The sequence below is a fragment of the Acinetobacter sp. genome, from assembly GCF_036666595.1.
Classification (GTDB): Bacteria; Pseudomonadota; Gammaproteobacteria; order Pseudomonadales; family Moraxellaceae; genus Acinetobacter.
This window is the reverse complement of record NZ_JAVWVO010000009.1, coordinates 1-12,823: the sequence shown is the minus strand read 5'-3', so window position 1 is coordinate 12,823 and position 12,823 is coordinate 1. Positions and strand designations below refer to the sequence as shown.

At 40.9% G+C, this 12,823-nt stretch carries 14 protein-coding genes; 5 read left to right on the top strand and 9 right to left on the bottom strand.

The features are described from left to right. The first annotated feature begins 53 nt into the window (after positions 1-53). Positions 54-374 (top strand): hypothetical protein, encoded by a 321-nt coding sequence (locus RR876_RS12010; protein ID WP_332477753.1) that lies wholly within the window; start codon positions 54-56, stop codon positions 372-374. Between the two features lie 31 nt (positions 375-405). Here the strand turns inward: RR876_RS12010 and RR876_RS12005 are convergent, their stop codons facing one another. From RR876_RS12005 to RR876_RS11980, 6 genes are all read right to left on the bottom strand, one after another. Then, positions 406-1,341 (bottom strand): hypothetical protein, encoded by a 936-nt coding sequence (locus RR876_RS12005; protein WP_332477754.1) that lies wholly within the window; start codon positions 1,339-1,341, stop codon positions 406-408. 81 nt (positions 1,342-1,422) lie between these two features. Beyond that, on the bottom strand, positions 1,423-1,866 hold the full coding sequence (locus RR876_RS12000) for an AAA family ATPase (RefSeq protein WP_010325655.1): 444 nt from the start codon (positions 1,864-1,866) through the stop codon (positions 1,423-1,425). A 90-nt stretch (positions 1,867-1,956) separates the two neighbouring features. Further along, positions 1,957-2,547: a hypothetical protein gene (locus RR876_RS11995; protein ID WP_332477755.1), complete on the bottom strand. Its 591-nt coding sequence runs from the start codon at positions 2,545-2,547 to the stop codon at positions 1,957-1,959. 134 nt (positions 2,548-2,681) lie between these two features. Further along, positions 2,682-3,056 (bottom strand): RcnB family protein, encoded by a 375-nt coding sequence (locus RR876_RS11990; RefSeq protein ID WP_332477756.1) that lies wholly within the window; start codon positions 3,054-3,056, stop codon positions 2,682-2,684. A 199-nt stretch (positions 3,057-3,255) separates the two neighbouring features. Next, positions 3,256-3,801 carry a glutathione peroxidase gene (locus RR876_RS11985; protein ID WP_004984048.1) on the bottom strand — a complete coding sequence of 182 codons (546 nt, stop codon included), beginning with the start codon at positions 3,799-3,801 and terminating at the stop codon, positions 3,256-3,258. Positions 3,802-3,924: 123 nt separating this feature from the next. Continuing rightward, positions 3,925-4,479, bottom strand: coding sequence for a hypothetical protein (locus tag RR876_RS11980; RefSeq protein WP_332477757.1), 555 nt, complete (start codon positions 4,477-4,479; stop codon positions 3,925-3,927). 337 nt (positions 4,480-4,816) lie between these two features. On the opposite strand from RR876_RS11980, the gene RR876_RS11975 reads away from it, so the two are divergent. After that, positions 4,817-5,737 carry a DMT family transporter gene (locus RR876_RS11975; protein ID WP_332477758.1) on the top strand — a complete coding sequence of 307 codons (921 nt, stop codon included), beginning with the start codon at positions 4,817-4,819 and terminating at the stop codon, positions 5,735-5,737. 399 nt (positions 5,738-6,136) lie between these two features. On the opposite strand, the gene RR876_RS11970 is transcribed toward RR876_RS11975, so the two are convergent. The 3 genes from RR876_RS11970 to RR876_RS11960 are packed head-to-tail and all read right to left on the bottom strand — an operon-like array spanning position 6,137 to position 9,062. Further along, on the bottom strand, positions 6,137-6,706 hold the full coding sequence (locus RR876_RS11970; RefSeq protein ID WP_332477759.1) for a Sua5/YciO/YrdC/YwlC family protein: 570 nt from the start codon (positions 6,704-6,706) through the stop codon (positions 6,137-6,139). Between the two features lie 45 nt (positions 6,707-6,751). Then, entirely contained in the window at positions 6,752-7,885 is a 1,134-nt protein-coding gene (dprA, locus tag RR876_RS11965) for a DNA-processing protein DprA (protein WP_332477760.1), read from the bottom strand. 22 nt (positions 7,886-7,907) lie between these two features. Continuing rightward, positions 7,908-9,062: a LysM peptidoglycan-binding domain-containing protein gene (locus RR876_RS11960; protein ID WP_332477761.1), complete on the bottom strand. Its 1,155-nt coding sequence runs from the start codon at positions 9,060-9,062 to the stop codon at positions 7,908-7,910. Between the two features lie 120 nt (positions 9,063-9,182). Here RR876_RS11960 and def point away from each other — a divergent pair, with 120 nt between their 5' ends. The 3 genes from def (at position 9,183) to RR876_RS11945 (ending at position 12,380) form a co-directional block, all read left to right on the top strand. Then, entirely contained in the window at positions 9,183-9,716 is a 534-nt protein-coding gene (gene def, locus RR876_RS11955) for a peptide deformylase (protein ID WP_332477762.1), read from the top strand. Between the two features lie 90 nt (positions 9,717-9,806). Continuing rightward, positions 9,807-10,244, top strand: a complete 438-nt coding sequence (locus RR876_RS11950; protein WP_332477763.1) for a DUF2946 family protein — start codon at positions 9,807-9,809, stop codon at positions 10,242-10,244. Between the two features lie 69 nt (positions 10,245-10,313). Further along, positions 10,314-12,380, top strand: coding sequence for a TonB-dependent copper receptor (locus tag RR876_RS11945; protein WP_332477764.1), 2,067 nt, complete (start codon positions 10,314-10,316; stop codon positions 12,378-12,380). The last annotated feature ends 443 nt before the right edge of the window (positions 12,381-12,823 follow it).

The following is a 12,823-nucleotide window of genomic DNA, read 5'->3' as shown; positions in this document are numbered from 1 at the left end:
TTTTATTCAACAGAAGTTATATTTTGAAAGCTTCTCTGTAAGCGAAGATGAAGATGAACCTGATTGCGCATGAATCCCACTTTTGGGAACTTTACCAAGATTTTGAGCATTATTATCTGAGTATTGCAGTCGATATGAGTTCAGTGGTGTCGTGTTGGGATTTGGTACTGACTTCAGAAGAAATATTACAATATGAACATCGGGGTCGCGCGAGTATTCAGGAGCTGACCAAAGCCCTGATTGAAGCAGCTTATAAGGGTGATTTTTCAATGATGGAAGCACGTTTAGCCAAGCCATATGAGCGTCACGCCATGCAAAAGGCTTTTAAAGAATGGTTAGCACAGAGCAAAACTCAGGAACAGTCTTTGTTTTGATGAGGTATGAGCTCAAAGCATTGTTTTAAATTTATTTCAAAAAGCTCTGACGCAATTGGCTGAACATCATGCGGCTAACGGTATCTTGCTGCATCTCGATCAACTTTTTGATTTGTTCAACCTGAGGCTCATCTTCAGGAATCACAATCTCTGGATCGATTTCGATATCCGAATTTGACATGGTATTAGACAGTTGTACAAGCAAATTTGAAGATGGGTGTTCGGCATGCCAGAGCTGTGTTTCGAGTGACATGATGTACTTATATTCATCAGTATTCGGGTTAAACCGCTTATAAAGCCTTAAGTCTTGCATCGCATCTTGACGGCTTCGATCAGGCATATCTGTTTCGACTTCCAACCATTCAGAGATAACTGGATGAATTTCATGTTGCATCAGTTGGTAATAAAGCCAATCACTGAGCAGGCTATGATCGATATCGGACAGATATGGGCTGTTGTGTTGCAGTAATTGTTGTAAGTGTTCGAGAACTAAAATTTCTTGTTTTTGTAAGGCATAGCGCGCTTCAGCATCAAATTGTTGGTATTCTTCGGCTGGAATTTCAGTGAAATGTTGTTGTTCAACGAAGGCATCTACAATATGCGTTTGGAATAAGGTATTCCATTGCTCTAGCGCATGAATTTCGAGCTGTTGTAGCTCTTTAAACGCTTTGGTTTGATAGCGGCTGAGTTGCAGGCGCTGAATATTTTGTTGGTTGAGCTCAATTTTTTGTTTGATGTATTCAGCATAAGCGCCTTGTTGTTTGGGACTGACAGGGCTGACAACATCCACCAAAAGTAATTGCTGCTGTTGTTTGTATTTGAGCCAGTCCTGAATACGTTGAACCTCTTTATGCTCTTTAGAAAAAAACTGTGTTAAGTGTGGCGTGGTTTTTTCAGGCATTAAAAAGTGCATCCCGCCAAAGACGATGATTGCTAAACAGGCGATCACAAGAATGACTTTTTTCATTATAAAAATGTTTTTGTGTGTTTCTTATTTGTACATGGTAGCCTAAAAATGAGAAATAGTTAATGTTTTTTCATTAAAGCTTCAAATCTGTATGGGTAAAATTGAAAATTCACCTTGCCCGAGAATACGAACTTTATACAGTGCATCAAAGCCTTCAGCATAGTGTGGTGGTTCAAATTTTTGAGCGGTGGCTCTGATCCCGACTTCAGGAATGCAGGCTTTACCTTCACGTAAGTGGTTGCGTTCCAGTGCACCTTTGAGCTCAGTCTCAAAGAAATAGCCAACAATTTCAAAGCCTGCGGCCTGTGCATTGGCAATATAACGTGCCCGATCGGCTAGTGTAGGGTTGGTATTGTCAATCACCATTTTGGTTTTTGAGGCCAGTCCTGCTTCAAAAATGATTTTTTCACGATGCCGTGTTTTCAGCATGTCGAGGTTGATGCGCAAATGGCTATGTGCCAAATTCAGCAGATAATAGCTCGATTTTCCCGAAGCTTGGATGCCCATAAAAATAATCAGCTGCATGTGTGAGATCGAGCCTCAATCAAAGTGGGAGAAAACGGTTGCAGTCATTTTCTCCCACTTTATCGCTGAAAGCACCAATATTTACATGTTTTAAGATTGGTTTGTGTTTGAACTATCATTCTCAGCTTGCTGAGGAATCATCATTGAAGCCAATTTCAACATTTCAGATTGGATCGTGCCCATTTGCTGTTGCATCTTTTTAAAGTCGACTTGGCTAAAATCCACCTGTCCATTTAAAAAAGGTGAATCTAAAACTTGTTGGTTGGCAGACAGTAGTTTTTCACGGATATCATTGATTTCTTGAGTTTTAAGATTCAGACCATTCAAGGCATTATTGAAACCTGTGAGCTGTTGTTGCAAAGCTGTTGCTGCGTGTTGCAACTGTTGTTGATCATGCTGTTCAATTGCGGCCTGCAAGTCACTTTGGGTTTCTTGCAGCTGAGTGACGTATTCACCTGCTTTTAATTGCATATCTGCCACATCACGCACGATATAGAGCATGTTGCCACTTTTCAGTTCAGCTTTTTCAGGGCTTTGTGTATTCGCTGATTGGTGTTGCTCAGAGGTCTCAGTCTGGATGTCTTGCTGATTCGGCTCTGTTGCTTGCTCACAGCCAATGAGTAGGATGCCTGAACTAAACAGTGCAAAAGGAAGAACCAAGTTTTGTAAAAGTTTTTTCATCATCAAATCAGTATTGGGCTATGTGTTTTTTAATATAAGGGCAAAATGTGTAGATAAAATGCTGGGTTTCAAAGTCATAACAAAACTTTTTAAAACAAAAAAAGAGTGCCTGAGCACTCTTCATTTACAGCAGTTTAACCAGCGATGATTTTAATAATGGAGTGATTGCGAATGTCTGTCAGTACATAGTCGCCATTTACCTTAATCCATTGTTGGTTTTTACCGGGTTTGCTGAGTTTTTTGTATTTTTGATGATCTACTTTATAGGCATTGCTATGGTAAGCGCTTGGGAGTTTTTGACCTGCTTTCCAGTCTTGAGATGGACGCTTGGCTTTCTTTACAGTGGCTTGAGTTGGCTGTTGATGTCCATTTGATGGGTGCTGTTGCGCATGTCCGTGTGACTGAGCTGCGTGATGTTGCTGATGTTGTTCTTGTGATGCTGCTAGTGCAGGAAGGGCAATCAATGCCGTTGAGATAGATAAAATAGCTGCTTTTATAAATGTATGCATGAGCTTCACTTTTGGTTGTCTTGAGCGGATAGATGCATCATAGAGTGAAGTATTTGATTGATCGTGAATGAAGTGTTGTAAAATCATCAAAATAAAGAAGAAATCATGAAGATTGAGCCGATTTGAATGTTATTACTCATTTAAAAAAAAGAAAATATAAGCAGCCGTTAAATTCGACTGCTTATAAACAGCTCTAGGCTTATTTGGCCAATTCAGCATTGATAGCATCGACAATACGCGGATCATTGGCCGTAATGTCCGGTGCAAAACGCGCAACCACTTCGCCATTTTTATTGATTAAGAATTTCTCAAAGTTCCACAGCACTTCCGGTGGTTCATTCGGTGTTAAACCATAGTCCACCAAGTCTTTCCACCAAGGGCCTTCACCGATGCGTTCAGGCACCGCTTGGGTGAGCGTTTCATATAACGGATGTTTGTCATCCCCTGCGACCGAGATTTTTGAAAAAAGCGGAAAATCCACTTGATAGTTTAAAGAGCAAAATTCTTGAATTTCAGCATCTGAACCTGGTTCTTGTGCCAAGAAATTGTTGGCAGGAAAACCTAGAATCTCTAAACCCTGTGATTTTTTGTCTTGATAGAGTTTTTCTAAACCTTCGTACTGCGGTGTGAGGCCACATTTAGATGCCACATTCACCACCAAGAGAACTTTACCTTGGTATTGGTTTAAGTTGATGTCTTCGCCCTGAATGGATTTGACAGGAATGTTATAAATCGAAGTGCTCATTTGCGTGTCCTTATACGATGTGCATTTTATTGTGTTGGAAGCGTTCGACAAAGTCACGCCCATTTACGGATTGATCGCAACAAAAAAGCAAGCCAAGGCTTGCTTTAAAGGGTGGGGAGGTCATTAAGATGCTGGAGCCGCTTTGACTTTAGCTTCCAAAGCCGTTACGTCAGCAATGATCGATTTCTGCAATTCAGTGGCTTTGTTTTGTAGTTCGGTGATTTTCGCGCTATCTGGCGTTGCATCTGTACTTTCTTTGGTGAGCTCTACACCCAGATCATTGGCATCCTGCATTTTTTCACGTAAAGCATCTACTTCAGCACTTTTTAAGGTTAAGGCATCCAATTCATCATTAAATTGCTTCACATAGGTTTCTGTTTTTTCAACCATGGTTTTAATTTGAGCGGGATCCTTTTTCTCTAAGGTTGCACTCACTTCTTTTTGAAACGCGGCGGCTTCTTGAGCTTTGGCATTCGATAGCGTTTGTACGGCTAACAAATCGGCTTGAATATCGGCAATATTGTTATTGCTGTGATTAGCAACGATAGTGGTTGCTTCGGTTGAGGTCGCTTCAGATGCAGACGTCGTTTGTTCAACGGCTGGCTCAGTTCCTTTTTTTTCGCACGCAGCCAACGTGAGTGTGGCCATACAAACTGTGGTTAAAAGTAACTTTTTCATAACGACATCCTTCTATCGGGAAATATGTTTTTGCAAGCCAGAGTCTAAGAGCAATGACCAATCAATTAAAAAATACGTTCGCTAGAACAGCATCAATACGATGCAGAGATCGTTGACATTGTTCTATGGTGTTTTTGTAGAGTGAAGCTGCTGAAAGACATCAATTTATTGAAATGTATAGTTTTAAGTGCCATTAATATTCTGTTTTTTATGAATTTTATAATTTTAAGATAAATGTATCAATTATGTGTGATACCCAAATGATATTCGAATAAATCATAAAAATGTTTTACCATTCATTTAAATTGTTGCAAACAAAAGCTAAACGGGAAAAAGAATGAGTACCACACCACAACGTATGTATTGGGCTTTGAGTCTCCCTATCATTGCCGTACTCATTTGGTCGATCAATATTGTCGTCACGCGTTATGTAGCTGATTTCATTTCGCCAGTCAGTATTAGTTTTTATCGGTGGTTCTTTGCCTTCATTCTTTTAACGCCTTTTGTCGTGCGACCTTTATGTCGGCAGTGGGCATTAATCCGAGTGCATTTGGGTCAGTTGGCAGTGCTAAGTGCATTTGGTCTGGTGTTGTATCAGGGCTTAGCCTACACCGCAGCGCACTATACGACTGCGACCAATATGGGACTGATTAATGCCTTTATTCCGATCTTCACCATTTTTGTTTCACTGCTGATCTTAAAAGATATTCCAAATCGTTTTGCGATGATCGGGAGTATTTTATCTTTTGCAGGTTTGGTTTATATCATTGGGCAGGGCAATCTTGCAGGCCTAGTTCAATCGGGTGGGCATTTGGGTGATGTCCTGATGGTGGTTGCGGTATTCTTCTATGCCTTCTATGGGGTGTTTTTGAAAAAGTGGCAATTGCAAATTCCCTTGATGTTGAGCCTCTATGTGCAGATCTTTTTTGCACTGCTTTACCATTTACCTTTTATTGCCTATTTCGGTCTCGATTCAATCAATAGTCAAAATGCAGCAAGTGTTATGTATGCCAGCATTTTCCCTTCTTTGGTTGCGCCTTTACTATGGATGTTGGCCATTACCCATTTAGGGCCGAATCGAACCAGTATTTTCATGAACTTGATGCCGGTCTTTACCGCAGTGATTGCCTATGTCTGGTTGAAAGAGGCGTGGACGGTTTATCATACGGTCGGTGGAGTGGTCATTATCTGTGGTATTTTACTGGCACAGCGTAAAACAGCATTAAAAACGGTACCTTTAGCAAACTCGATGGATTGATTTGGGTTAAAAAATAATCATTTGAATTATTTTTTTAATAGAATAATTCATTAATAAGTTAATTTATTAATGCTATTTTAGATAATGAATGTATTTAATGTATGCAAAAGCTGATTAAAAATAGGTAGATAATTTGAATTATAATTTAATTATCTCCATTAATCAGCGTTTTAACGCTGTTTTTAATATAAAAAATCTATTTGTTTAGAAAAGCAATTTGCTACATAATACGCGCACTGCAAACTTAGGCCAATGTCAAAACGTGTATTAAGTGTTTGCTCATCAGTTTTCAGACCCTCTGGATGTGATTACACATCCTTTTTTATGCTCAGCCATCCCTATATGGCTGAGCTTTTTTTTGTCTATTTTTCAGTAAAAATCCTGAGAAATAGCATGCTTTTAGGCGCGAACCACTGCGCCAGTTTCGGCATCGAGTATGCGACTCGGTTCCTGGCTCAAGCCTAGGTCACCATTCAGATAATCGACCTGTTGGGCAAAGTAGTGATTGGCATCTTGTAGTGAACGGGCAGGTGGCAATCCAGCGGGGTTGGCACTGGTTGAGACAATGAAGCCTTGAAAGGCATTGCAAAGCGCCACACAAATCGGATGTGTGCTTACCCGTACAGCAACTTTAGGGTGATTGCCTTTAATCCATGTCGGAATATGTTCATTTGCAGGTAGCAACCACGTGGTTGCGCGTTCTGATGGACTGCGATCGCTCCAACTCTCGATCACCTGCTGACGGATGTGGGGATCTAAATGTTCTAAAAGTGGTTCAACTTGAGCAATTTGCCCAGCCAGTAAAATCACCCCTTTTTCAATCGGGCGTTGCTTGATCTGCAAAATATCTAGAAAAGCCTGTTCGTTATACGGATCACAGCCTAAACCCCATACTGCTTCTGTTGGATATGCTAAAACTTGACCTTGTTTTAAACATTGCGCCGCTTCAGTCACAGAGGTGGTAATCATTACACTTTGTACCTTTTATTGATTCATAAAGGGTTATTGTGAACCTTATTGGCTGGAACGGCAACGCAGATAATTGCCAGCCTGTTGTTGTGCGAGCCCTAAAATCTCCAGTTCCATTAACTGGCTGGTAAGTGTGGCAATATCGGTGTTGAGTTTGAAATTAAGTTGATCCATATTTTGTCCCACCCAATCCAGTTGATTATAAAGTTCGAGTAAATCAGATGGGATCTCAATACTAGCACTTGGGGTGGTTTCTTGCGACTGGGATTGACTATGCCATTGAGTGGGGAGTGCCAAGTCTTCAATGATTTGCTCAGGATGATCGACCAAAATCGCCCCTTCTCGGATCAGTTGATGGCAGCCTTGATGGTGTTCACTGTAAATATGACCGGGGATCGCAAAAATCGTCTTGCCTTGTTCAGCAGCAGACTTGGCTGTGCCAATAGAGCCACTTTCGAGTGCTGCTTCTGCAACCACAACCCCTAAACTCAGTGCACTGACGATGCGGTTTCTCCGTGGGAAATTACGTTTTAAAGGCGGGGTTTGAGGTAAAAACTCAGTAATAATACAGCCATTATTTTCTAATATTTGCGTACGCAGTGTTTGATGTTGGGAAGGATAGGTGAGATCTAAGCCCGTGCCCATCACGGCAATGGTACGTTGATGTTTTAAGCCACCCTGATGTGCAGCTGCATCAATACCTTCAGCTAAACCACTGCAAATATAAAAGCCTTTTTCGGCGAGGTAATAGGCAAAGTCATAAGCCACTTGTTTGCCGTGCGGACTGGGTTTTCGACTACCGACGATAGCAACTTGAGGTTGGAGTAAACTTTGTGGATTGCCCTGACCAAATAAAATGGGTGGTCGGTCAGAATAGGGCAGCAGCTGCGAGGGATAATAACTTTCACTATCAAGCAAAATATAATCACAACTGGCTTGGACGTCATGCAGTAAAGTTTGTAATTTGGTTTGGCCAGCAGGTGTTTGAATTTCTACGACACGTTGTAGATGACTTTTGTGTAAGCCGAGATTTGCCCAGATCTGAAGATTGGAGGCAGCAACAGCTTTTGTGCTTGTGCCAAAATGCTGCTGTAGTTTTTGAAAGCTCGATAAAGAATGCTGAACTAAATACCACAGGGTGATTGTTGCAATCTGTTCATGTGATAAAGAGTTCAGCATATATACACCTTAAGGCAACGGATTATTCATCCACTACAGAGGGAGAAAGTTTCGCGCCCAAGTTCATTGGTAGTTCGCTGTCGAGCACATAAGCATAGCTGACACGGTCAAAGGTTTTAAAGACCATGATGTTGCCGATACGCTCTGTTGGAAGGGTCAGTTTTTCATTGGTTTTCGGATCACGAATTTCTTGACCCTTTTGACTAACCGAGAACACATAACCCGATTGAACCCCATCCACTGTGCCACGGTCAATGGTTACAACTGAATGCTTCGCAGCTAGACCAATCGAACCTTGAACACGAACCACTTGTCCACCATCAGTCACATCTTGTGCATGTGTTGGGTAGAACAAGGTTGGAAGCATGGCGTCGTATTCAGGCAGTACGCGATAACCACGACGTACTTCAGAATTATACGAATCTGTGATTTCTAAAGTGGACATGTCATTTTCACCACGAATGGCAATGGCTGAACCAACCTGAGTCAATTCTAGACCTAGATTTTGTTTGTTGCCCTCTGCATCCGTCACAATGTACGGTTCGCCTTCACGGTAAATCGCGTAGCGTTGACCGACTTCAATGCCTTGGCCACGTGCATAAACAGTTTGGCCTTTACCTGCAATCACACGCTGATCGGCAGCACCAACGATATACGGTGTACCTTCCAAAGATTCCTCTGAAAGAATAGTGCTGTGTTCAAGCCAGTTTTTAATGTATTCCAGTGGAATGACAGGAATGGCATTGTTTAAAGACTCAACGCGTGCTTGAGGTTGAAGTTTAGTGCCGCCTGTATAACGACGAATAATCCCTTCACAGCCATCGCCTTCGTCTTTACCAATAATTGGACGGCCTTCATGAGTACACATCAGTAAGCGGTCACCTGGGAAAATCCAATGCGGATTTTTGACGTGTCTATTGCTGGCCCAAATTTCAGGCCAACGCACAGGATTATTTAGAAAACGTTTAGAAATATCCCACAGGGTATCGCCTTTTTTCACCATATAAACATTTGGTGCATTGGCTTTTAAAGCAGGTGGATTGTAATTTCGTGTAGGCGCCGCTTGAGCAGTTGAAATGACGCCTGCGCCAACACTTACGCAAACCGCAAGTGCTAACATGTGTTGCTTAAACCCCAAGGCACTAAAAGATGGCATGCCCATAAAAACCTTTTTCATTATCATAATTCCTAAAATTATGTATGTAGTTGCGTTATAATAACGATATTACACACATTTTTTTGATCAAGCATTCCCTTCATTTGGTTTTTTGATCAATGGCATAATTGAGGACGCAGTATGGCCTTATTACCTATTTTAAGTTTTCCTGATCCCCGTCTTCGTACCATTGCAGAACCCGTCGAAGAAGTTACTGATGAAATTCGTCAGCTGGCTGCAGATATGTTTGAAACCATGTATGAAGCGCCAGGCATTGGACTTGCCGCGACACAAGTTGATCATCATATTCAGTTGATTGTCATGGACTTATCTGAACATAAAGATCAACCTTTGGTATTCATTAACCCCAAAGTTACCCCATTGACTGAAGAAACGCAGCCCTATGAAGAAGGCTGCCTATCAGTTCCCCAAATATACGACAAAGTTGAGCGCCCGTCACGCGTAAAGATCGAAGCAATTAACCTTGAAGGTCAAGCATTTGAGATCGAAGCTGACGAACTTCTCGCTGTTTGCATTCAACATGAAATGGATCACTTAAATGGCAAATTGTTCGTCGACTATTTGTCACCACTGAAGCGTCAACGCGCACGTGAAAAAGTGGAAAAATTGACGCGTCAGCGCCAAAAAGACAAAGTAGCTGTAAAACGCGGTTAAGTTTTTTTGCTTAAAAATCATCTTTAAAGTGAGCCCAATTTCGATTGGGCTTTGTTATACTGGCCGCGTTCCCAATTCGGATGGAATGGATTGTTTTTTAGAGCTGCGTTGCTACTGTCTTGTGTAGCCGTGTTTTTACAGATTGCTGTTTTTTTACAGCCTTTACTACCGACGCAATATCAAATTGCGCCGGTCTGTGAAACCATTTCGCGTGCGCTTTTACTCAAACCAGTTGAACATCTCAGTTCTCATGCTGAAAAGCATTCCACACATCATCATGAAATGCAGGCTAAGCATGAACTCAGTTCACAACCTGCTGAACACAATCATCATGATGCAAGCCATCAATGCCAATATTGTACGGTCTATGGCAATTTAGTTTTACCCCCTGAGTTGGAGGTCAAAGCTGTTCTAGATCGTATACAAGTCCGCTTAATTGCATTTCAAGACACGTTTTGGCATGTTTATTTTGCATTACAACGACTCTTTCTGATTCCTCAAGGGCGAGCCCCGCCACTTTTTGCATAAATCAAAACTTATTTTTCTAGGGTCTTCATTGACTCCAGCCTTGTTTTATTATGATTTAAGAGAAAGAAAATGGCTCAACCTCAATTCTTTTTACAGCCTTTATCGGCTGCAATTTGTATCGCTTGTTATTCTTCAAGCAGTATCGCTGCACAGCAAGATCATGACGCTACCCAATTAGCACCAATCGTGGTCACTGCTCAGCTGAATAATGATGCCAATGGTTTAATTATTCATGCAGATCCAAAACAGCCTATTCAACCTGTTCCTGCAACAGATGGCGCAGATTATTTACAAAGTATTCCTGGCTTTAGTTCAATCAAAAGTGGTGGAACCAATGGCGATGTGACTTTCCGCGGTATGTTTGGTTCACGCATTAAAATTTTATCTGATGGCACTGAAAACTTAGGCGCTTGTCCTGCACGTATGGATGCGCCAACGTCTTATATTCAGCCTGAAAGTTATGATCGTATTTCTGTCATTAAGGGCCCTCAAACGGTTAAATATGCCAATACGGGTTCGGCGGCAACGGTTATTTTCGAACGACAAAAACCGCAATTATCGAAAGATAAAAACTACCTTGGACAAGCCAGCGTTTTAATCGGCTCATTTGGTCGTCTTGATCATAATATTGAAGCGGCGGTGGGTGATGAGAAAAAATATATTCGTCTAAATGCCAATCGTTCTGAGTCAAATCGTTACCAAGATGGTGATGGTAATACAGTTCCTTCTGCTTGGGAGCGTTGGAATACCGATTTAGCTTTAGGCTGGACGCCCGATGACGATACATGGGTTGAACTGATAGGTGGAAAAGCCGATGGAGAGGCTGAATACGCAGGTCGAACGATGGATGGCTCACAGTTTGCCCGTGAAAGCCTAGGCTTAAGATTTGAAAAGAAAAATCTAACGGATGTTATTCAAAAAGTTGAAGGGCAGATCAACTATAGCTATAACGATCATGTGATGGATAATTTCCGTTTGCGTACACCGCCAATGACTCATGACATGACAACACACAAGATGGTAGCAAATCCATCAGAAATGCAGGTCACACGCCGTACTTTAAATAGCCGTTTAGCCATGACCAGTGAATGGGATAAATTGAGCCTGATTACAGGAATTGATTCTCAGCAAAATCACCATGCTGGCAGTATGAAATCCATGATGATGAATATGCCTTTAGCCACCAATATGAAGTTTCATTCTTATGGTGCTTTTGGGGAATTAACATATCAATTGAATGATGCCTATAAATTGGTGACAGGCGCACGAATTGATCAAGTAAAAATTGATGCACTTAAACTGAATGATGAACGTAAAGAAACCTTGCCAAGTGCATTTATTCGTTTAGAAAATCAGCATCCTGAACATTATGCCAAATCTTATATTGGTTTGGGTTATGTAGAGCGAGTACCTGATTATTGGGAATTATTTAGTACAGCACATGGCAATACAGGCATGTCAAAGCCAACATTTAACGATCTTGATACTGAAAAAACTTTACAGTTGGATATGGGCTATCAACACGAACGTGGTGCATTTAGCTCTTGGGTTTCTGCGTATGCAGGTTTAGTGAATGACTTTATTTTATTGAGTTATCATAATCACCCAACCACAGGAATGGGTGGTCATAGCCATGGTTCTTCTTTTAGCGCGGGTGCTAAAAATGTTGATGCGGTGATTGCAGGTGCAGAAGCAGGTGTGGGTTATCAATTTACCGATGCGATTCAAGCTGATATTAGTACCATGTATGCATGGGGAGAAATTACGGATAATAATGATCCATTGCCTCAGGTTGCACCTTTAGAAGGGCGTTTCAATTTAAGATATGTACAAGATAAATATTCTTTAGGCTTATTATGGCGTGCAGTGGCAAAGCAGGATCGTATTAACCTCAATAAAGGTAATATCGTGGGTTATGACATTGGCGAGAGTAAAGGTTTTAGCACACTCGCGTTGAATGCGAGCTATAGAGTGATGAATGATGTTGATCTTGCTGTCGGTATCGATAATGTTCTTGATAAAACCTATACCGAACACTTAAATAAGTTGGGTGTTGGTGTGGATGGTCAAGTTGGCACTGAACAATTTAACAATACGGGTCGCAATTATTGGGCTCGTATCAGTATGAAGTTCTAAATATATTGTGATGATCGGAAACAGCCATTCTAGAAATAGCATGGCTGTTTTTGGTTCTAAGATAGAAATTGACAGAGAAAACAGCATTGTGGGTGGATATTCACCATAAAAAGTAGAAAGAAACAGCGATTTAAGTAAAATATTTAAGATTTATTTTGAGATATTTTTATTTAAATAAATAAAAACAATAGATTAAGTTTAATTTGTGCGAGTGTGATGGTGTGGTTTATGGCGCTAGCTAGGGAAGTGGATAAATTTATTAAAAAATATTTTATATAAATAACAATAACTTATGTTTTTATGAGTTTGAAAAATAAACATGCAGAAATATTTATTGAGAAAAGGTGTTGCAAGGGATTAGAAATACTGTAGAATGCACATCCATCGGCGGTGATGTTGATTAAAACTTGTTGAGAAACAAGGATTTAGCCCAAGTGGTAAAA